The 20621-nt window shown below is 71.5% G+C and carries 21 protein-coding genes and 1 tRNA gene; 11 read left to right on the forward strand and 11 right to left on the reverse strand.

Annotated elements, in window-relative coordinates:
- Positions 1-9 precede the first annotated feature (9 nt).
- A complete protein-coding gene (locus RWE79_RS19360; protein WP_475941326.1) occupies positions 10-720 on the reverse strand; it encodes a hypothetical protein in 711 nt (236 codons plus the stop codon).
- A 184-nt stretch (positions 721-904) separates the two neighbouring features.
- Between RWE79_RS19360 and RWE79_RS19365 the strand changes: the two genes are divergently transcribed.
- Complete coding sequence (locus RWE79_RS19365) at positions 905-1117, forward strand: EF-hand domain-containing protein (protein ID WP_475941327.1); 213 nt, start codon at positions 905-907, stop codon at positions 1115-1117.
- Between the two features lie 87 nt (positions 1118-1204).
- Here RWE79_RS19365 and RWE79_RS19370 read toward each other — a convergent pair whose 3' ends face one another.
- From RWE79_RS19370 to RWE79_RS19385, 4 genes are all read right to left on the reverse strand, one after another.
- On the reverse strand, positions 1205-2374 hold the full coding sequence (locus RWE79_RS19370) for a lipid-transfer protein (RefSeq protein WP_475941328.1): 1170 nt from the start codon (positions 2372-2374) through the stop codon (positions 1205-1207).
- The gene (locus RWE79_RS19375) at positions 2371-2757 is read right to left on the reverse strand and encodes a hotdog family protein (protein ID WP_475945932.1); all 387 of its coding nucleotides are present in this window, start codon (positions 2755-2757) and stop codon (positions 2371-2373) included. The genes RWE79_RS19370 and RWE79_RS19375 overlap by 4 nt, the downstream gene beginning before the upstream one ends.
- A 12-nt stretch (positions 2758-2769) precedes the next feature.
- Positions 2770-3729: a bifunctional MaoC family dehydratase N-terminal/OB-fold nucleic acid binding domain-containing protein gene (locus RWE79_RS19380; protein ID WP_475945934.1), complete on the reverse strand. Its 960-nt coding sequence runs from the start codon at positions 3727-3729 to the stop codon at positions 2770-2772.
- A gap of 218 nt (positions 3730-3947) precedes the next feature.
- Positions 3948-4253 (reverse strand): hypothetical protein, encoded by a 306-nt coding sequence (locus tag RWE79_RS19385; protein WP_475941329.1) that lies wholly within the window; start codon positions 4251-4253, stop codon positions 3948-3950.
- Positions 4254-4509: 256 nt separating this feature from the next.
- Here RWE79_RS19385 and RWE79_RS19390 point away from each other — a divergent pair, with 256 nt between their 5' ends.
- Positions 4510-5085 carry a flavoprotein gene (locus RWE79_RS19390; RefSeq protein WP_475941330.1) on the forward strand — a complete coding sequence of 192 codons (576 nt, stop codon included), beginning with the start codon at positions 4510-4512 and terminating at the stop codon, positions 5083-5085.
- Here the strand turns inward: RWE79_RS19390 and RWE79_RS19395 are convergent.
- Positions 5048-6031, reverse strand: a complete 984-nt coding sequence (locus RWE79_RS19395; RefSeq protein ID WP_475941331.1) for a BRO-N domain-containing protein — start codon at positions 6029-6031, stop codon at positions 5048-5050. The two genes, RWE79_RS19390 and RWE79_RS19395, sit on opposite strands and share 38 nt — an antisense overlap.
- Positions 6032-6271: 240 nt before the next feature.
- Between RWE79_RS19395 and RWE79_RS19400 the strand changes: the two genes are divergently transcribed.
- Together RWE79_RS19400 and RWE79_RS19405 are read left to right on the forward strand one after the other, a co-directional pair.
- The gene (locus RWE79_RS19400; RefSeq protein WP_475941332.1) at positions 6272-7156 is read left to right on the forward strand and encodes a calcium-binding protein; all 885 of its coding nucleotides are present in this window, start codon (positions 6272-6274) and stop codon (positions 7154-7156) included.
- A gap of 126 nt (positions 7157-7282) precedes the next feature.
- Positions 7283-8497 (forward strand): hypothetical protein, encoded by a 1215-nt coding sequence (locus RWE79_RS19405; RefSeq protein WP_475941333.1) that lies wholly within the window; start codon positions 7283-7285, stop codon positions 8495-8497.
- Positions 8498-8631: 134 nt separating this feature from the next.
- Here the strand turns inward: RWE79_RS19405 and RWE79_RS19410 are convergent.
- Positions 8632-8718: transfer RNA gene (locus RWE79_RS19410), tRNA-Ser, on the reverse strand.
- A 28-nt stretch (positions 8719-8746) separates the two neighbouring features.
- The gene (locus RWE79_RS19415) at positions 8747-10333 is read right to left on the reverse strand and encodes a S1C family serine protease (RefSeq protein ID WP_475941334.1); all 1587 of its coding nucleotides are present in this window, start codon (positions 10331-10333) and stop codon (positions 8747-8749) included.
- 136 nt (positions 10334-10469) lie between these two features.
- Here RWE79_RS19415 and RWE79_RS19420 point away from each other — a divergent pair, with 136 nt between their 5' ends.
- The 3 genes from RWE79_RS19420 to RWE79_RS19430 all read left to right on the forward strand — a co-directional run bounded on the left by RWE79_RS19420 (position 10470) and on the right by RWE79_RS19430 (position 13084).
- Entirely contained in the window at positions 10470-11294 is an 825-nt protein-coding gene (locus tag RWE79_RS19420; protein ID WP_475945936.1) for a glycerophosphodiester phosphodiesterase, read from the forward strand.
- Positions 11295-11500: 206 nt separating this feature from the next.
- Complete coding sequence (locus RWE79_RS19425; protein WP_475941335.1) at positions 11501-12034, forward strand: ATP-binding protein; 534 nt, start codon at positions 11501-11503, stop codon at positions 12032-12034.
- 69 nt (positions 12035-12103) lie between these two features.
- Positions 12104-13084, forward strand: coding sequence for a DUF5926 family protein (locus tag RWE79_RS19430; protein WP_475941336.1), 981 nt, complete (start codon positions 12104-12106; stop codon positions 13082-13084).
- Between the two features lie 230 nt (positions 13085-13314).
- Here RWE79_RS19430 and RWE79_RS19435 read toward each other — a convergent pair whose 3' ends face one another.
- Together RWE79_RS19435 and RWE79_RS19440 are read right to left on the reverse strand one after the other, a co-directional pair.
- Entirely contained in the window at positions 13315-13842 is a 528-nt protein-coding gene (locus RWE79_RS19435) for a hypothetical protein (protein WP_475941337.1), read from the reverse strand.
- Between the two features lie 100 nt (positions 13843-13942).
- The gene (locus RWE79_RS19440) at positions 13943-14617 is read right to left on the reverse strand and encodes a bifunctional DNA primase/polymerase (protein WP_475941338.1); all 675 of its coding nucleotides are present in this window, start codon (positions 14615-14617) and stop codon (positions 13943-13945) included.
- Between the two features lie 608 nt (positions 14618-15225).
- On the opposite strand from RWE79_RS19440, the gene RWE79_RS19445 reads away from it, so the two are divergent.
- Together RWE79_RS19445 and RWE79_RS19450 are read left to right on the forward strand one after the other, a co-directional pair.
- Positions 15226-16599, forward strand: coding sequence for a PP2C family protein-serine/threonine phosphatase (locus tag RWE79_RS19445; protein ID WP_475941339.1), 1374 nt, complete (start codon positions 15226-15228; stop codon positions 16597-16599).
- Between the two features lie 42 nt (positions 16600-16641).
- Positions 16642-18120 (forward strand): aminopeptidase P family protein, encoded by a 1479-nt coding sequence (locus tag RWE79_RS19450; protein WP_475941340.1) that lies wholly within the window; start codon positions 16642-16644, stop codon positions 18118-18120.
- Between the two features lie 75 nt (positions 18121-18195).
- On the opposite strand, the gene RWE79_RS19455 is transcribed toward RWE79_RS19450, so the two are convergent.
- Positions 18196-18651, reverse strand: coding sequence for an ATP-binding protein (locus tag RWE79_RS19455; RefSeq protein WP_475941341.1), 456 nt, complete (start codon positions 18649-18651; stop codon positions 18196-18198).
- Between the two features lie 203 nt (positions 18652-18854).
- Between RWE79_RS19455 and RWE79_RS19460 the strand changes: the two genes are divergently transcribed.
- Positions 18855-19715, forward strand: coding sequence for a hypothetical protein (locus RWE79_RS19460; protein WP_475941342.1), 861 nt, complete (start codon positions 18855-18857; stop codon positions 19713-19715).
- Between the two features lie 113 nt (positions 19716-19828).
- Positions 19829-20584: a YcnI family copper-binding membrane protein gene (locus RWE79_RS19465; RefSeq protein ID WP_475941343.1), complete on the forward strand. Its 756-nt coding sequence runs from the start codon at positions 19829-19831 to the stop codon at positions 20582-20584.
- Positions 20585-20621 lie beyond the last annotated feature (37 nt).

The raw sequence follows: 20621 nt of genomic DNA on the forward strand, positions 1-20621 counted from the left end.
GCGTTTCGTTCACAGGCCCAGGGGGTCCTGGTACCACCAGTAGTAGAGGGAGGCCGCGCCGGCGTCCTCGGCTACGACGATGACGAGGGCGTCGTCGTAGGACCAGGCGATGCGGTAGTAGCTGTCGCTGGTCCAGTGGCAGGCCATGCGGCCCTTCTCGGTGCCGGCCTGGTTCCAGACGCCCTTGTAGCTGCCGGCGCTCGAACACGGTCCGGCGCCGGTGGCGAGGCTGAAGGAGGCCTCCTCTTCGGCCATCCAGGAGTCCATGTCCGCGTGGGAGGCGAAGGACAGTACGAGGGGACTGCGCACCGTCGGACCGCCGTCGGAGGCGCGGCAGTTGATCGCGGCGGCGGCGAGCGAGATGTACGTCGAGTGGGACTCGCAGCCGTAGAGGGACTTGTCGTCGACCCGGTCGGCCAGCTCCTCCTGACCGTAGGTCAGGCCCCCGCCCGACGACGGGTCGTCCGGGGTCGTGGCGGGATCCGTGACCGGGGGATCCGTGGTCTCCGGAGCGGGAGTCGTCGGATCGGGGGGCTCGGTGGTGGTCGGGTAGGCGGAACTCTCGTGGCTCACCACCGTGGTCGGGCCCTGGCCACCGTGGTACAGCACGATGGGGATGACGGCGCCCGCGAGAGTGCCGACCGCCGCCACCGCCGCCCAGAAGGTCCCCCAGCCGGGGCGGCGCGGCGCCCCGCCCACCAAAGGCTGTGCGTCAGGCATGTGATCGCTCACCGAGGTCCCCCCTGTTGTATCCCCGATGTGTTGGTTATGGGATAACACATGCGACCTTGATCGATATAGCCGAATGGAACCTTTTGCTCACCAGGGGGCTTTCTTGCGCGCCGCCGGTCGCGGTTAATGTGTGCGGGTCAGACATGCGGCACACACGGAGGGGAAGCTCTCGATGGCGGACATTGAGTCGGCGAAGAAGGCGTTCGAGCGGTACGACCTGGACGGCGACGGGTTCATCACCGCGGCCGAGTACAAGAAGGTCATGGCGGAGCTGGGCGACCCCTACGTCAGCGAGCCGGTCGCGCAGGCCGTCATCGCGGCGAGGGACGGCAACCAGGACGGCGTGCTGTCCTTCGAGGAGTTCTGGTCGAGCATGAAGGCCTGAGAGATGGCTGCGGGCGCCAGGCGGTGCCCGGGGCGTCCGGGTGCGTCCGGGGGCGTCCGGGTGCGTCCGGGGGCCGCGGGCGCGGTCTCAGTCCGCGCCCAGCACCAGCCCCGAGGTGGGGACACCGGTCCCGGCGGTGACCAGGACATGGGCGGCGCCGGGGACCTGGTTGACGCCGGTGCCGCGCAGTTGGCGTACGGCTTCGGCGATGCCGTTCATGCCGTGCAGATAGGCCTCGCCGAGCTGGCCGCCGTGGGTGTTGAGCGGCAGACCGCCGTCCGCGACGAAGGCCCCGCCCTCGCCCCGGCGGCAGAAGCCGAACTCCTCCAGCTGCATCAGCACCAACGGCGTGAAGTGGTCGTACAGCACCGCCGTGTCGATCTCGGCGGGGGTCAGGCCCGAGGTACGCCACAACTGACGGGCCACGACGCCCATCTCGGGCAGCCCGGCCAGCTCCCGGTCCCGCCGGTAGTAGCTGGTCATCTGCTCCTGGGCCCGGCCCGCGCCCTGCGCGGCGGCGCGTACGACGGCCGCGGGGTGCCGCAGGTCCCTCGCGCGCTCGGCGGACGTGACGACGAGCGCCTGGCCGCCGTCCGTCTCCTGGCAGCAGTCGAGCAGCCGCAGCGGCTCCACGATCCACCGGGAGGCGGCGTGGTCGGCCAGGGTGATCGGCTTGCCGTAGAAGTACGCGGCCGGATTGGTGGCGGCGTGGCGGCGGTCGGTCACCGCGACATGGCCGAATACCGACGCGTCCAGCCCGTAGTCGTACAGATAGCGCTGCGCGGCCATCGCGACCCACGAGGCCGGTGTGAGCAGTCCCGGCGGCAGGTTGACGCCCAGCGCCGCGCCCTCCGCCGAGGGCTCGCGATGCTGCACCCCGGAGCCGAAACGCCGCCCGGAGCGCTCGTTGAACGCCCGGTAGCAGACCACGACCTCCGCCACCCCGGTCGCGACGGCCATCGCCGCCTGCAGCACCGTCGCGCAGGCCGCGCCGCCCCCGTAGTGGACGCGCGAGAAGAAGCCCAGCTCCCCGATGCCGGCGGCCTGGGCGACGGTGATCTCGGGGCTGGTGTCCATGGTGAACGTCACCATCCCGTCGACGTCCCCCGGCGCCAGCCCCGCGTCGTCCAGGGCCGCCCGTACCGCCTCGACGGCCAGTTTCAGCTCGCTGCGCCCGGAGTCCTTCGAGAACTCCGTCGCCCCGATCCCGGCGATCGCCGCCCGGCCGCCGAGACCGTCCCGGTTCCGTACGCTCACGCCCGTGCCACCTCCAGCTCGACGATGCCGCTCACATGCCGCCCGATGCCGTTGGCCCCGACGACCTCGACGGTGACCGCGGCCCCGTCCACCGCCGTGATCCGGCCGGTCAGCACCATCTCGTCGCCGGGGTAGTTGGGCGCGCCGAGGCGGATCCCCGTGCGCCGCAGCACGGCGGACGGGCCGAAGTGCGCAAGCACGTACCGGCTCACCAGGCCGTTCGTCGTCAGGATGTTCATGAAGACGTCCGGCGAGCCCTTGGCCCCGGCCGCCTGCGCGTCGTGGTGCACATCCTGGTAGTCGCGGGTCGCGACCGCCCCCGCGACGATCAGCGTGCGGGTGACCGGGATCCGCAGCTCGGGCAGTTCGTCGCCCACCTCCATCCCCGTCATCCGTCACACCTCCGCGGGCCGGAAGACGGGCACGGTCAGTTCCTCGTCCACCCGCAGGAACTCCAGCCCCACGGGCGTCCCGATCCGCACCTTCTCGTACGGCATCCCGACCACGTTCCCCAGCAGCCGGACCCCCTCCGCCAGCTCCACGAGCGCGACCGCGTACGGCGGGTCGAAGGCCGGGAAGGGCGGGTGGTGCATGACGACGTACGAGTGCACCACCCCTTCACCGGCGGCCTGTACGGTGTCCCAGCCCTGCGAACCGCACCTGTCGCAGCCGGGCAGCCAGGGCAGCCGCAGGGCGCGGCAGGCGGTGCAGCGCTGGATGAGGAGGCGGTGGTCGCGGACGCCCTCCCAGTAGGCCGCGTTGTCCCGGTTGACGACGGGCCGGGGGCGGCGTGCGGGGGCGGCCACCGACGGGGCCGGGGGCGCGGGGGGCGTTGAGGGCGCTGGGGGCGCCGAGGGGGCTGAGGGGGCGTACTTGAGGATGCGGAAGCGGTGCGTGCCGACCAGCTCGGCGCCCGGGGCGGTGCGGATCTCCGTCCGGGTGGTGACGAAGTGGCCCGCGCCGAGCTTCGTGGTCTTGCGCGGCGACACCGACTCGATCACCGTGTCGAAGACGATCCGCTCCCCGGGGCGCAGCGGCCGTACGTACTCCTGCTCGCTGTCGGTCGCCACCACCGAGGTGCAGCCCGCCTCGTCCAGCAGCGCCAGCAGTTCCTCGTACGCCGCCGTGCGCCCGCCGTCGCCGTGGCCCGACAGCCCGCCCATCGTCCAGACCTGGAGCATCGCCGCCGGCGCCGACCCGTCCTGCGGCACCGGATGGCCCAGGGCCTCGCACCAGTGCCGGATCATCGGCTGGTTCACCAGGTCCTTGCCCACGGCCGCGACGGCGGCGGGGCGGCCCTCGTACGCCGTGAGCCGGGCGAGGAGGTCGGGGTCTGTCCGGTTCCGGGGGGTTATGGGCACGGGGCGGCCTCACAGGGGGAGGATGGTCGCGCTTTTTCTGACTGTCCGTCAGATTCCTGCCCCTACGCCACTCCTGTCAAGAACGCCGAAAGTTTTCCACAGCCTGTGGACAACAAACGCGGCTGCGCGACGGCACCGAGGATGCCGTCGCGCAGCCGCCCTTGCGTCCGTCACGGACCGCTCAGCTCACCCGGCGGCCCGGACCCCCCACCTCACCCCTGCGGCGCGAAGTGGATGCCCCAGTTCGTCTGCCGGATCTCCGTGAACGCCGAACCCACCACGCTCGCCGTGTTGTTCTGGTTGGACGCGCCCGCCCCGGTGGCCGCCTGCTGCGTCGTCGTCACGCTGCCGAAGTTGTCACCACCGACATTGCCGCCGCTGTTGCTGACCACCGTCGCGTTGGACCCGCGCCCCGAGATCGCGCCGTTGTCAGCCACCGCCGTCCCGGCGAAGAGCGCCGCCGCCAGCGGCAGCGCCGCCATCGTGACCAGGACACGAGCGGTACGGATGCTTGCCATGAATGTTCCTCCTGGGGTGCTTGCTCGCGGGGTACACGGCCGGCCGACCACCGCCCCGCCGGCTCTGCGACGTCGTCGAGACCAGAGTTGCCCACCCGGTCACCGCCGAACCAGACCTACCAGACCATTTAGCTCGCAAGCGTGACGATCTGTCGACAAACCTTCAATGTCACCTGAACTCCCTCCCGGTGTCCGCGGCCCGTCGCCCCTCTGCCAGCCTCGGGCCATGGTCGAGACACCAACAAGGCGCGGAGTAATGGCCGTTGTCGGCTGCGCCGCCGACGGCCTGGAGCAGCTGCGTACGGGCCTGGTCGAACCCGCCGTCCGGCGCGGCTGGCAGGTCGCGGTCACCCTCACCCCCAACGCGGGGCGCTGGCTGCACGACCTGGGTGAGGCGGACGCGCTGCGACGCCTCACCGGACTGCCCGTACGCGACACCCCCAGGCTCCCCCCCGAGCCCCGCCCCCACCCGTACGCGGACTGCTTCGTGGTGGCCCCCGCCAGCGCCAACACCATCGCCAAGCTCGCCACCGGACACGGCGACAACCAGGCCCTCACCCAGCTCTGCGAGGCCCTCGGCACCCCCGGAGTCCCCGTCGTCCTGCACCCCCGCGTCAACACCGCCCACACCCGTCACCCCGCCTGGCCGCAGCACCTGGCAGCCCTTGGCCACGCCGGCGTCCACCTCGTCCACGACCCCGTACGGTGGCCGCTGCCCGAACCCCGCCGCGCGTCGGCCGACACGCCGCTGCCCTGGGCCCCCGTCCTCGCCATCGCGGAACACTCGGTCGACGTCAGCCGAGCAGACCGCCCTCCAGGTCCTGGGCTATGAGCCTGCGCATGATCGTCACGCCCTCCGGCAACGCCATCGGCTGGAAGTGATACGCACACTCCCAGCCCCGGCTCGCTCCGTTCACCCGCCGCACCACGAACAGCGCCTCGTAGCGCCGCTCCGCCAGGGTGTGCCCCGCGTACGGCGTCTCCAGCCGGCGCAGCAGCCGGGCGTCGCGCGCCGCCGCGAACAACCGGTCCCGGGTGATCCCCGGACACTCGAACTCCGCCCGCAACCGCTCCGCCAGGGCCCCGAACGACACCGCCCCGGCCGGCACACAGCCATGCCACAACGGCTCCTCCCCGCCCGGCCCGACCGCCCCGGCCGCTCCACCCGTCCCGCCCGCCCCGCCCGCCCCGATACGACCGGGCGCCGCCGCGCCCTCCAGCGCCTCCCGCACACACGCGGTCAGCGCCTGCGTCATCTCCCCGAGCCCCTCGCGCACCGCCGCCCGCAACTCCGCACCCATCTCCCGCGCCGCCGCCACGGCCGCCTCGGACGTCACCCGGGACACCTCGCGCATCAGCACCCGCATGTCCTGCGGCAGCCCGGACGACGCCCGCTGGTCCAGCGAGTACGCCCCCGTACGGCGGATTGTCGGCAGCACCTCGTGCGTGACCCAGCGCTTGAAGGTCTTGGCCGCCGGCTTCCGCGACCGGAGAATCAGCGAGTAGAGACCTGGTTCGTTGATCAGGGAAATCGTCCGCCCGGCCGCCAGTCCCCCACTGTAGACAGTATCTATAGTGGGACTGACCTGGGAAAATGGCACTGTCCGGCGCTCGTCGTCATCGAGCACCTTGCGCAAGGTGTCACTGACGTTCTTGATCTCCAGGGCAAGGCACACATCCGGCGCCACCCACCACGTCTCGCCGTCGATCATCAGCACACGGACTTCCGAGCCCCGGAAATCGAATTGCAGGACGTCCACGTCGGTTTTGTCGGTCATAGGCTGATCAACGACCAGCGCAAACCCCGGACACGACCTGCCCGTTCGGCACCACGGCGCAGAATGCGGCCCGCGTACGCCGCACGGTGAAGCCCTGGTGGCGGCGGCCTGAACTCCGCGCCGCAGCCGGCGGAACTGTGCGGGAGGGCGCGACATCCGTGCAACTCACCGCATGAGCGGAAGGTCGAACGGGTGATCTCACCCCGCCGACCCGAACACCATGCGAAGGGTTCAACCACCATGCGTACGTACCGGATTGTCAGCGCCGCCCTCACACTCGCCGTCGCGGCAGGCGGGGCCGTGTCCGCGGCATCCACTGCCCAGGCAGCCGCGTCCCCGGCCACCGCCACCGTGGGCACCGCAGGCGTGGTCGACTACGCGGCGGCCGCCGGCCAGGCCAACAAGGTGACCGTCTCGCGCGTCGGCTACGACGAGTCCACCGACACGTTGATCTGGGGCATCGACGACGTTGTCGAGATCACCGCCGGCACCGGCTGCACGCACCCCACGTCAACCGACCTGACGTATGTGACCTGCACGGCGCCCGATCTCAACATCGGCAGCGACATCCCCACGTCGGTGGTCGCGGACCTCGGCGACGGCAACGACACCAGCAAGCTCGGCAACACCAACGTGACCATAGAAATCCGCGGCGGGGACGGCAACGACACCCTCACCGGCAACGCCAACTCCCGGCTGGTGGGCGGCAAGGGCAACGACAAGCTCAGCAACACCTTGTACGCGGCGGGCGACTCCGGCAACGACACCATCACCAACGCGATCGGGGTGAACGCCGGCCCCGGCGACGACGTCGTCACGGGCAGCGCCGAGTACAGCTACATCGACGGCGGCCCGGGCAACGACAAGCTCACCGGCGGCTCCCGCTACGACGAGATCCGCGGTGGCAAGGGCAACGACACCCTCGAAGGCGGCTCGGGCGACGACAACATGTACGGCAACAGCGGCAAGGACACGATCCGCGGCGGCAAGGGCAACGACAAGCTGTACGGCGGCGCCGACACCGACAAGCTCTACGGCAACAGTGGCAACGACCTCCTGCACGGCGGCGCCGGCACGGACACCCTGTCCGGCGGCCCCGGCACCGACAGCCTCCACGCGGTCTGAGCACCACGGCCGACCCGAGAACACGCAAGGGGTGCCCGATGGTCTCGGGCACCCCTTGTGCGCTGGTCGTTCTCCGACCTGAGCGGTGGGTGTGGGACTTGAACCCACGGTCCGTGAAGGAGCACGATGCACAGCTACGACGTGCGCGTTTGGAGTGTCCGGAAGCGTCCCAGCAAGGCCGCCCCGTTCCAGCTCCGCTGGCAAGTCGATGGGACGGAGCATCAGGAGAAGTTCGCCACCGAAACGCTTGCCGACGCCCGCCGCGCGGAACTGTTGACCGCGACCCAAGGCCTGGCCTGGGTGGAGAGCCACGTGCCGGCCGTGGTCGACCTGGACAACTCCAAGCGCGTGCGCACGGTGCTGGAACACCTGGCCAAGCGGCAGGACGGGAAGCCGGTCGCCGCCAACACCTTCCGCCGGCGTCGAGCGGTGCTGAGCAACTGCCTGCGGCTGGCCGTCGAGCACGAGCTACTGCCCGGCAATCCTCTGCCGCGCGTCCACTGGGAGACGCCCAAGGCGGTAGAGGAGCTGGACACCCGAAGCGTCGCCACGCCGGGGCAGGCACGGGCTCTGTTGGACGCCGCGCGAGCGCAGGGGACGCGCGGCGCCCACCTGGTCGGGTTCTTCGCGCGCATCTACGCCGGCGCCCGGCCACAGGTGGGCTCCGCGTGGACAGACGACCGTACGACCTTCGGCACGCCTGTGTGTCCTTCTGGCTCCGCTCCGGCGGAAGGGGGAACGACCCGGGGCTTGCCTTCCGGAACCTCACGAGGCGCGGTTGCCGGCCCCCATGCTCCGACAGCCCCTGCTCGATCAGCGCATTCATCCTCATCTCCTGCGCCCACATCGACGCATTCGGGACGACACCGGAAGGGTGGTTGTCCACCGCCGTACGGGGCGATCCAGTCCGATAGTCTCCCCGCGCCAAGATCACCGAGCCCCCAAGTCGGGTTCGGACCGACTGCGCGACGGGGTTACGTGACTTCGCGGCTCACGTCGTCTCACGGACTGGAGAACACCATGCCCCGATGGGCCGTCGTGGAAGCTCATGGTCAAGCGGAAGCCTCCATTTACGCCGTCCACAGTGAGCTCGAAGGGACCGAGGCCGAAGCCGTGGCCGCGCTGCTTCGCATCGTCGACACCTATGAAGAGGCCGTCACCGCAGCCGGGCGCCGGCGGCAGAGAAGAAAGGTCTTCCGTGTCTCCGATCGCAGCTACCTCGTACGCGTCGAAAACCTGCTGTCGATCCATGAAGCGCACTTCACCCTCGCCGAACTCATAGCCGACACCCACGACGACGGCCTTCCCAACACCATGGGCGGGTCACCGAAGGGGCCGTGATTCCTGGCCGCAGGTTGACCGCACGCACTGGTAAGAGGTGGGATACCGGCGAATCGGGGTGAGACAAGGTCATGCAGAAGGGGTGCCCCTCCGGAGAGGGACACCCCTTCTGACCTGCAACGCTCTGACCTGCGCGGTGGGTGTGGGATTTGAACCCACGGTGACATCGCTGCCACGACGGTTTTCAAGACCGTTCCCTTAGGCCGCTCGGGCAACCCACCCCGCGACAGCCTAACGGATGGCCAGGTGTCAGCTGGTGCTGTCGCCCTTGCGCTCGCCGAGGGTCAGGGAGAGGGTGTGGGACTGGCCGGAGCGGGTGTAGGTGATGGTGACCTTCTCGCCGGGCTTGTGCTGCCAGATCTCGCCGATGAGGGTGGGGCTGGAGTCGATGACGCTGTCGTCGAACTTGGTGATGATGTCACCGGCCTTGAGGCCGGCCTTGTCGGCGGGGCCGCCGGAGGTGATGGCGTCGGAGCCGGTGGAGATCTTGGCGCCCTCGCCGGTGTAGGAGGAGTCGACGGAGACACCGATCACCGGGTAGATCGGCTGGCCGCCGTCGATGAGGTCCTTGGCGACGCGGCCGGCCTGGTTGATCGGGATGGCGAAGCCGAGGCCGATGCTGCCGGACTGGGACGTGGAGTCCGAGGTGCCGGTGGACTGGATGGCGGAGTTGATGCCGATGACCGCGCCCTGGGCGTTGAGGAGCGGACCGCCGGAGTTGCCGGGGTTGATCGAGGCGTCGGTCTGTATGGCCGACATGTACGAGGCGCTGGAGCCGGTGCCGTCGCTGGAGGCGACGGGGCGGTGCATGGCGGAGACGATGCCGGTGGTGACGGTGCCGGAGAGGCCGAAGGGGGCGCCGATGGCGATGGTGGCGTCACCGACAGCGGTGGCGTCGGAGTCGCCGAGGGCGAGCGGGGCGAGCTGCGAGGCGCTGACGCCCTTGAGCTTGATGACGGCGACGTCGTAGCCCGAGGCACGGCCGACGACCTCGGCGCTGTACTTCTTGCCGTTGGAGAAGGTCGCGGTGAGCTTGCCGCCGTCGGCGGCGGGGGCGACGACGTGGTTGTTGGTGAGGATGTGGCCCTGCTTGTCGTAGACGAAGCCGGTGCCGGTGCCGCTTTCCTGGCTGCCGGTGGCCTCGATGGTCACGACGCTGGGGAGGGCCTTCTTGGCGATGGCCGCCACGGAGGTGGAGGCGCGGCTGAGGTCCTTGGAGCTGCCGGAGGAGGCGACGGTGGTGGAGTTCGAGGAACCTCCGTCGCGGTCGGCGGCCCAGTACCCGACGCCGCCGCCGACACCGCCGGCGAGCAGGGCTGCGATGAGCACCGCGGCGACCAGGCCGCCGTTGCCGCGCTTCTTGGGGGCGGGCGCGCCCGGCACCGGGACGGGGGCGCCCCAGTCGGGGCCGGCGGGGCCCGAGGGGCCGGCCGGGCCACCGGCGGCGTAGGCGGCCGGGACGGGCGGGAGCTGGGCGGTCTGCGGGTCGGCCGGCAGATGGGCGGGCGGAGCCGCGTGATCCGGGTGGGCCGCGTGCCCGGCGTGCGAGGCGTGGGCCGCGTGCGCGGCGTGGGCCGGGTGCGGGTGCTGCGCGTACGGTGCCGGCTCCGCCGTGGTGACACCGGCCGGGGGCGCGCTCGGCGACTGCGCCGGGACCGCCGGGGGGACCACCGGAGGAGCAGCCGGAGGCGCTGCGGGGGGCGCCGGCGGCACGGTGGGCAGCTGGGCCGTCTGCGGCTCGGTTTCCGGGGCCGGATGCGCCGGCGGCACGGCTGGCGCGGCAGGCGCGGAAGCGGGTGCAGCCGGAGCCTTGCCGACCTCGTTCTCGGTGCTCACAGCTGTTCTCCTCGAAAGTCAGGACACGGGTGATGTAGTGGCTCAGCAAGTTGTCATAACTACCGACAGGCTGGACACAGCTTTTCCCACCGGGCGTCAGACCGCCGTAAACACCCGCCGAACCTGCGATGGCACGATAGCCCGTGTGACTCATGTGCATGGCAATCCCATCCAGGTCGTCGCCCATCGGGGAGCGTCGGAGGATGTCCCGGAACATACGCTCGCGGCCTACCGGAAGGCCATCGAGGACGGCGCCGACGCCCTGGAGTGCGACGTCCGGCTCACCTCCGACGGCACGCTGGTCTGCGTGCACGACCGCCGGGTGAACCGGACCTCCAACGGCCGGGGAGCCGTCTCCGCGATGGAGCTGGCGGACCTGGCGGCGCTGGATTTCGGCTCGTGGAAGGGGCAGCACGCGGATTCCGAGGCCCCTGACCGGTACGACGCGGATCCGGAGGAGGTGAGCGGGGTGCTGACCCTGGAGCGGCTGCTGGAGCTGGTCGCGGACACCGGGCGGCGGGTGGAGCTGGCCGTCGAGACCAAGCACCCGACCCGGTGGGCGGGCCAGGTGGAGGAGCGGCTGCTGGAGCTGCTGGTCCGTTTCGGGCTGACGCAGCCGCCGCCGGGCGAGGCCTCGCCGGTGCGGGTGATGAGTTTCTCGTCACGTTCGCTGCGCAGGGTGCGGCTGGCGGCTCCGGCGCTGCCGACCGTCTTTCTGATGCAGTACGTCCTGCCCCGGCACCGGGACGGCCGGTTGCCGGCCGGCGTGGGCATCGCCGGGCCCAGCATGCGCATCCTGCGGGCCAACCCCGGCTATGTGGCGCGGCTTCACCGGGCCGGGCACCAGGTGCACGTCTGGACGGTGAACGAACCGGAGGACGTGGAGCTGTGCGTACGGCTCGGGGTGGACGCGATCATCACCAACCGGCCCAAGCAGGTGCTGGCGCAGCTCGGCCGCTGAGCCACGGCCGGGGCACTGAGCCACGGCCGGGGCGCCGGGCCGTCGCCGGGCGATGTCCGTTCAACGTTTGTTCAACACGGCGTGCACCGGCGCGTTCGCACAGCGTTCGATACTTGTGAGTGCCCCAAGAGATCGCAGTTGGCCGGTTTCCGGCGCAGACGGGGAGGGCATCCATCCCGTGGCGTGGGGTGAAGGAGGTCTCGGGGGTGGCGTTGGTGGTGGCCCAGGAGGTGCCGACGTCCTCGACCATGGCCCTGCCCCATGGTCCGACGGGCGTCGCGGAGGCGCGGCGAAGGCTGCGCAAGGAGCTGTGTTCACAGGGGGCTCCGGACACGGTGATCGATGACGCCGTGCTGATCCTGTCCGAGCTGCTCAGCAACTCGTGCCGCCACGCGCGGGCGCTGGGCACGGATCTCGACGGCGGAGGCGAACCGGCCGGCTACGGCATTCGCGCCGCCTGGCGGATCGACGGCGCGGGTCTGCTCACCGTGGAGGTCACCGACGGCGGCGGGCCGACCAGGCCGCTTCCCGCCAGTCCCTCCCTCACCGCGCGCGGCGGCCGGGGCCTGGGCATCGTACGGAGCCTGTCGCTGCGCTGGGGCGTGCGCGACGACGCGCCCGGCGAGGTGACGGTGTGGGCACTACTGGCGGTACGCGGCCGGCACGCGCGGCGGGACGATCTCGCACCGCGCGTGGAGGTGCCGATCGACTTCGCCGACCCCTTCGAAGACCTTCCGTAAAGCCGTCGGGGGCGAGTGCGAGCGCTAGGCTCAGGCCGGAACACAGCCGTTACCGGGAGAGATCGAGCCATGGCGAAGAAGCGCCCGACGAAGACGACGAAGGCGAAGGCCCCCCAGATCACCGAGGGGGAGATCCCGGTCGTCGGAGCCCGCGAGCCGTGCCCCTGCGGGTCCGGGCGGCGGTACAAGGCATGCCACGGCCGGGAGGCCGCGCACGCGGTGACCGAGCTCGTGCGCAGGCCGTTCGAGGGGCTGCCGGGGGAGTGCGACTGGGTGGCGCTGCGCGAGCTGGTGCCGGCGGCGACCGTGGAGCTGACGCTGAAGGGCGGGCTGCCGGAGGACGTTCCGTCGGTGACGCTGGCGACGGTGCTCCCGATGGCCTGGCCGGGGCTGCGCCGGGAGACCGGGACCGTGCTGCTCGGCCTGCAGAACGACACCGCTTCCGGTGACATCAGCCGGGATCTGGCCGACACGCTGGAGCGCGCGCTGACCGCCGTCCCGGGCACCCCTGTGGAGGGCCGGCGGCCGACGGCCGACGGGCCGCGGCTACAGGATCTGCTGGACCCGCAGGCGCCGTTCGTGCCCGTCGTGCACACCGGCTTCGAGTTCTGGCTGGGCACCGCGGAGGACGCCGCGGGCGCGTCCGGCGAGGTCGCCGCGTCCCTGGAGCGGGCGAACGCCGCCGCGATCCCGACCGTGCGGCTGACCGGGGTGGACGCGGCGTACTGGTGCGAGACGCCGGAGAAGAACCACCTGCGCTGGGTCATGCCGCATCCGGAGGAGCAGTTGCTGGACGCGCTGGCGCGGCTGCACGCCGCCGGGGTGTCGTCGCTGGGTGAAGGGACCCGCCTGGTGGGCTCGTTCAGGGCGCACGGGCTGCTGGTGCCGGTGTGGGACCTGCCGGCCGGGGTGTCGGCCGACGAGGTGGAGAAGCCGGCCGCCGCGTTCGCCGAGCGACTGGCGGAAGTGCTGGCCTCGGACGCGCCGCTGACGGCCGAGGAGCGGCGGGCCCGCAGCGGCCTCACCAACCGCCAGATCACCCTGAACTGAGGGTGATCCTGGTCACATCCCTCGCTACGGACCAGTAACGAACAGCGTTTCGGGGCCGTGGCGAAGGTCCGGCCCGGACGGATGAGTCCGTGCGAATTTGCGTACGAGAGAAAACTTGTTACCGTTTAAACAGTCCGGTCGCTGGTGCATCCCCCGTCGCCAGCGGCCGGACGTTCTACTTCGAGGGACCGCAGGCCCGTTGAGAGCATGCCCGTTGAGGGCTTGCCCCTTCAGGAACCGGCGCGCAGCAGCAGCAGCCGGTCCGCGTCCTTCCTGGCGATCTCGGCCACCGCCGCGTACGTCCGGTCCTGCGGCACATTCCGCACCGTCCGCTCACGCGGCGTCTCGCAACTCCCCGCCGCCGCGTCCGTCGTGATGGGGCAGTCCACCTGCACGGTGCGCCCGTCGGGCCGCATCAGCGTGAGTACGCCGCCGAGTTCTTCCCCGGTGGCGTTGCGGTAGTACGTACGCGCCCAGGTGTCGCCGTCCTCGCTGATGGTGCAGGTCTGCGCGCGCAGGCCCTCGGGGGAGGCGAGCCGGGGGCCGCAGGAGGCGGTCTGGCGGGTGTCGTTGCCCAGCGTCGCCGCGCTCGGCTGCCGCGGGCTCCCGGCGTCGAGCAGCGTGAGCGCGTCCAGCAGGCCGAGGTCGTTGCCGCTCGGCGGCCCGGCGGTGGCGGCGGCCAGAGGGATCAGCGCGAAGAGCGCGACCACGCTCGCGAGGGCGATCAGGCGCAGCTTCGACGCTTCCATCCGGCTCATGGGTCGAACATAGCGTCCGGAACAGGCCTGATCAGGGGGCCGCGCGGCGTTCGCCGGGCCACGGCCCCCCGCTCCAACCCGAACGAGTGACGCCCTGGGCTCAGTACGTGAGCCGGGTGCCGTCGGGCTCGGTGGTGCCCGCCTGGACCAGGGTGTTGATGACCACCCCGATGCCCGGCAGCCACGGCGCCCGCGGCCCGGGGGCCGAGCCGGCCACCGGTCGCCGCACCCAGCGGGCCTGCCCCGGGCCGACCGGGGACGGCGGCAGCACGACGTAACCGCCCTCGCCGTGGTAGCGCAGCGAGGTCGGCACCCATTCGTGCCGGTCGAGGAGTTCGCCGAGTTCCGCCAGTTCGTACGGGGCCACGAGCAGCGCCACCCGGGTGGGGCTCGCCACGACCGGGCCGAGGCGGACCCCGAGCTTGTCGAAGACCTCCAGCGCCCGCAGGCCGGCGGCGACGGGCAGGCTCACCGCGGAGACCCGGTCGCCGGTGGCAAGCACCAGTGGCATATCGGGGCGCGCGGTCCACCACCAGCGCACCATGCGTGGATCGTGGGTCGCGGCGAGCAGGGCCGGATCATGGGGATGCGCACCGGGAACCGGACAATCCGGGCGCAGGCAGGCGCAGTCGGGCTCTGCCGGGTTGCGCAGGCCGCCGCGTGGGTCGGGGCCCGCACCGGGCACGACGGGCCACCGCCACTGCTCGGCACAGACGAGTGCCGCGCTCAGCAGCTCCGGGCCGCTCTTGCGTCGCCTTCCGAGGATCTCGCGCATCTGCGCTCGTCCTTTCCGCTAGCGCTAAGGGGCTCAGGGAACCGGGGAGCCATGGGATCTGCCCATTACACAACGTAGCTTTGGAGCACACCGCTTACGGTGCAGCGCATCACGTCTCAAGCCGAGCGTGGAACATGGCGGGGGGTGGCGTGCGCATGGCGCTCGCCTTGCACTTGGCACTCTTGGCACTTGCTTGCGATTACTGGTGGTGCGCCGGCTGTGCTGAGACCCGCCGTGGGGGGAGGAATTCGGCCTGCGTCGATTAGGACGCCGAAGCCGGGCGCCGGGTTCCTGGACGCCCGCTCCCACCTCGTACGTACCCACTGTCGTGGATATGACGCGCTGTCGAACCCCAACAGTCGACCCTGAATCGTGGCACCCAGTGTCTCTTTTCGGCCAAGGTGCGAAGGCGCTGCGGGAAGGGCGGGGGGTTCCGACACCCGGCCGTCCACCTGGGCAATCCTGGACATGCCCCGAATCAAGCGGTAGAAGTGAATCCATTGATAGCGGCGCAGCATGACCAGGGGGTTTGCGATGCTATTGACAGAAATGCGCTGCTCTGCGGAGCCCTGCGCCCACCGCGACAGAGATCGTGAAAGCCGGCGACCATGACAGCCGCGCGCCTGCCAAAAGTGGCCGGAATCAACCCTCCCATTCCGACATCGGCGCACACTCCCGCTCCCACGGTCCCCACGGTCGAACAGCGACCACACCGTGGCGACTTCCGGCCGGTCGGCCAACTGGCCGCCGTACAGGACCGGTTGGCCTGCTGGATCTCCGATCTCACCACACTCCACGAGCTCACCGAACGGCTGGCGGCCACCAGCACACTTCAGGACGCCCTGAGCGAACTGCTGCGGGCCGGCGGCGCCCTGCTCGGTGCCCGGCGCGGTCTGGTGGCACTGGAACCGGCCGACCGGCTCGGTCCCGACACCACCGTCGGACTCGGGCTCGGCCGATCCGACCTCGGCACGATCGAGACCGTGCCGGCGCCCTCCGGGGAACCGGTCGCCGAGATGATCCACCCCGACCTGCTGCACGAGGCCGGACTCCACCCACGGCACCGCGAGGTCGCCGCCCACCTGGGCTTCGGCGCCAGTTACGCGCTGCGGCTGCGCGCCGAGGTGGCCGGCGAGCTCGGCTCGGCCGTCTGGTTCTACGACGAACCCGCCCAGCCCGTCGAACGCCAGCGCCACCTCGCCGGGCTGTACTGCCGGTACGCCACCGAGCACCTCGCCCGGCTGGTCGAGCTGACCCGCTGCCGCAGCACCGTGGCCACCCTGCGCGACGAGCTGCTGCCGGCCCGGCTCCCCCGGGTGCCCGGCGTCCGGCTCGCCGTCCGGCACCACACCGGGCCGCGCGGCGGCGGCGACTGGTACGACGCCCTCCCGCTGCCGGAGGGCGCCCTCGGGCTCGCGGTCGGCGGGGTCACCGGCTCCGGGCCGAGCGCGGTCGCCGCGATGGGCCGGCTGCGGGCGTCCCTTCGGGCCTACGCCGTCATGGAGGGCGAGGACCCCGTCGCCGTACTGTCCGACCTGGAGCTGCTGCTCCGGCTCACCGAGCCGGCCCGGGCCGCCACCGCGATCTTCGGGTACGCCGAACCCGAACTGCGCAAGGTCCTGCTGGCCGGCGCCGGGCACTGCCCGCCGCTGATCGTCGGCGAACGGCGCGTGGAGTTCCTGGAGACCTCGCTGTCCGCGCCGCTGGGCATGCTCTCCTGCTGGGAGGCACCCAGTGCCGAGTACGAGGCCCACCCCGGCGAGACCCTGCTCCTCTACACGGACGGGCTGCTGCACCGCACCGGCGAACCGATGGACCGTGCCCTGAGCCGGCTGCACACGGCGGCCGGCTCGGCGCCCCGGGCCGCCCTGGAGGACCCCGCCGTACTGCTCGACCATGTGCTGCGCACCGTCCTGCCGGACGGGCTGGACGAGCGGGACAGCCCGGAGGACGTGGTGCTCCTCGCCGCCCGCTTCGATTGAACAGACTTACGATGGGTCCTGGTCTATGCGAGGAGGCATCACGTGGCCGAGGACCGCGCGTCGGAGACTCCGGAAACCCCGGAGGGCGACGAGCCCATCAAGCAGCGCAAGAACGGCCTGTACCCGGCCGTCTCGGACGAACTCGCCGAGGTCATGAAGTCGGGCTGGGCCGACACCGAGCTGCACGACCTGCAGCCCGTCGAGCAGGCCCCGTACGCCGCCAAGCGGCGGGCCGCGCTGTCGGCCCGCTTCCCCGGTGAGCGGCTGGTGATCCCGGCCGGCAATCTCAAGGTCCGGGCCAACGACACCGAGTACGCGTTCCGCGCGGCGACCGAGTACGTATACCTGACCGGCGACCAGACCCAGGACGCCGTGCTGGTCCTGGAGCCGAACGGCAACGGCGGCCACGACGCGACCGCCTGTCTGCTCCCCCGCTCCTCCCGTGAGAACGGCGAGTTCTGGCTCGACGGCCAGGGCGAGCTGTGGACCGGCCGCCGCCACAGCCTGGCCGAGGCCGAGCAACTGCTCGGCCTGCCCTGCAAGGACGTGCGCAAGGTGGCGGACGAGCTGCGCGAGGCCACCGGCCCGGTGCGGGTCGTCCGCGGCAACGACGCCGGCATCGAGGCGGCGCTGCACGACAAGATCACCGCCGAGCGCGACGCCGAGCTGAAGGAGTTCCTCTCCGAACTGCGGCTGATCAAGGACGAGTGGGAGATCGGCGAGCTGCAGAAGGCCGTCGACTCGACCGTGCGCGGCTTCGAGGACGTCGTCCGCGTCCTCGACAGGGCCGAGGCCACCTCCGAGCGCTACATCGAGGGCACCTTCTTCCTGCGCGCCCGCGTCGAGGGCAACGACATCGGCTACGGCTCGATCTGCGCCGCCGGTCCGCACGCCTGCACCCTGCACTGGGTGCGCAACGACGGCCCGGTCCGCTCCGGCGAGCTGCTGCTGCTCGACGCCGGTGTGGAGACCCACAGCCTCTACACCGCCGACGTCACCCGCACCCTGCCGGTCAACGGCCGGTTCTCCGACATCCAGCGCAAGATCTACGACGCCGTCCACGCCGCGCAGCAGGCCGGTATCGACGCGGTCCGGCCCGGCGCGGCCTACCGCGACTTCCACGACGCCGCGCAGCGCGTGCTCGCCGAGAGGCTGGTCGAGTGGGGCCTGCTCGAAGGCCCCGTCGAACGCGTCCTGGAGCTCGCCCTGCAGCGCCGCTGGACGCTGCACGGCACCGGTCACATGCTCGGCCTGGACGTGCACGACTGCGCCACCGCCCGCACCGAGACCTACGTCAACGGCACCCTTGAGCCCGGCATGGTGCTCACCGTCGAGCCCGGGCTGTACTTCCAGGCCGACGACCTCACCGTGCCCGAGGAGTACCGCGGCATCGGCGTGCGCATCGAGGACGACATCCTCGTCACCGCCGACGGCAACCGGAACCTCTCCGCCGGCCTGCCGCGCGGCTCCGACGAGGTCGAGAGCTGGATGGCCGCCGTCACCGGTTCCACCGGCGCCTGAACGGCGCGGCCGCTCACGGCTGTTGCGACACGGTCCTGTTCCGCCGTCCGGCACCGGACGGCGGAACAGGACCGCTCATGACACCTTGAGCAGGCTGTCGTCCCGCCACTTCAGGATCTTGTCGAAGCTGACGACCGCTCCGTGCCCGGGGCGGTTGTGGAAGTGCACGTGATCGACCAGCGCCTCGATGAGGAACATGCCCCTGCCGTGTTCGGCGGTCTGGGCCTGGTCCTTCTTGGAGAGCGGTCGCACGCGGCGGTGCGTGGCATGGGCGACCGCGTACGTGAAGCCGGGACCGGAGTCCGCGACCTCGATGCGGCAGCGGTCGCCGTCGATCCGGGCGGTGACGCTGTACTCGCCGTCGGCGGCGTGCTCGACGGCGTTGGCACACGCCTCGGTGAGCGCGACCGACAGGTCGTAGGAAATCTCCGGATCGACTCCCGCCGTCTCCATGGTTCCCATGAGGAGACGACGGGCGAGCGGAACGCTCGCAGCCTCGCGCCGCAAATGGAGGGACCACCAGATGCTCATGCTCCAGCCTCCTGGCTGCGGCTCGACATACCCCTACGTATTGCCGCGAAGAGCCGGATGCAATCGCGCTGTTGACGTGATACCGCTCATTCGGCGGATGCCGGACCCCGGCGCACGGGTGTAAAAGCGGCATCCAGTTGTGCGCGGCGCACGATATCGCAAGCCGGGCCCTGCCGTACACGGGGTGTGCGAGCGGTGAGAAGATGACGCTCGTCATGGCCCTCACCGCTTCCACCGTGCGTCGCGCCGGCGCCGATATGCGACTGCTGCGGGCCGCGGTGTTCACCGCGGTCTGTGTCTCGCTGTCCGCGGCCGCGCACGCGATCGTGGCCGGGCACGCGGTGGGCTTCCGGCCCCTGCTGGCCGGCTTCCTCGCGGTGTTCGCGGTGGCGGCGCCGCTGGCCGGGCGGGAGCGTTCGCTGCCCGGGATCGCGGCGGGGCTGGCGGTCGGCCAGTTGGCGCTGCACGCGCTGTTCAACGCCGGTGAGATCTGCGCCGAGCCCGTCACCTCGCGCGGTGCGGGGCTGATGGCGCTGGCCGGACGCCTGCTGTGCAACGACCACGGGGTGCGGCTGACACCGGAGGCCGCCGAGCAGGTCGTCCGGAACGCCGGGATGGATCCGTCGCGGCTGTCCCAACTGTCGGACGCGGCCGCCACGGCGACCGGCTCGGGCATGAGCGGTATGGCCGGAGCGTCGGGCGCCTCGGGCGAATCTGTCACCTCTGTCACCTCCGGCACCTCTGGCACGGGACTGCACCGTGCCGCCGAGATGATGGCCTCGTACTCGCTCTCCATGGTCCTCGGCCACCTGCTGGCCGCGCTGCTGACCGGCTGGCTGCTGCGAGGCGGTGAGGCCGCGCTGTGGCGGCTGGCCCGGCTGTCGACGCGCACGCTGAGGCACGCGTTCGCCCTCGTACGCGTCCTGACGGCCGGCACAGCGGGCGAACCGGTTTCCCGGCCCGCGCAGGGCCGGTTCGCGCAGGACCGGCGGCGGCCGCGCACGGTACTGCTGCGGCACAGCATGGCGCGGCGGGGCCCGCCGGTGCTCGCCCTCGCGGCCTGACGCGGCATCTCCGCACCGCACGGGTGGTGGAGGGAGAGCCGTGGCAGTGCCGTACGCGCGCGCCACTCCCCCTCACTCACGCACCACTGACCGACTGTGGAGTACCTGCAGCCATGAAGAACCCTGTGACGTCCTCCTGCCGCCGCGCCCTCGTCGTCGGCGGCGCCACCGGAACCACCCTGCTGCTCGCCGCCGTACCGGCCTTCGCGCATGTCTCGGTGCAGCCGGGCACCGCGGCCAAGGGCGACTACAGCACGGTGTCGTTCAAGGTCCCCAACGAGGACGACAGCGCCTCGACGATCAAGGTCGAGGTCAACCTGCCGGCCGACCACCCGATCGCGTCCGTGTCCACCCAGCCCGTGCCGGGCTGGACGGTGAAGGTCACCCGGACCAAGCTCAAGACGCCGCTCAAGACGGACGACGGGACGGTCAACGAGGCCGTCACGAAGATCACCTGGAGTGGCGGGGAGATCAAGCCCGGGCAGTTCCAGCAGTTCCCCGTCTCGCTCGGCCCGCTGCCCGAGGACACCGGTGAGCTGTTCTTCAAGACCCTCCAGACGTACGACAACAAGGAGGTCGTCCGCTGGATCGAGGAGCAGCAGGACGGCGAGGCGGAGCCCGAGCACCCGGCGCCCGCCCTGGAACTGACGGCGGCCTCGGAGGGCGGCCACGGCCACGGCGCCGCCTCGGCGTCGGCGTCCGCCTCGCCGGCCGCCGCGCACACCGAGACGGCCGCGTCCTCCGGCAGCACTGACTCCACCGCCCGCCTCCTGGGCGTCCTCGGCATCGTGATCGGCATCCTCGGCGTCGGTTTCGGTGTGCTCGCCGGACGCCGCCGCGACACCGCCACCACCCGGCCCACGGGCTGACCAGCCCGGCCGTGGCCGGGGCAGCCGCCCCGGCCAC

The sequence above is a fragment of the Streptomyces sp. RLA131 genome, assembly GCF_056270125.1.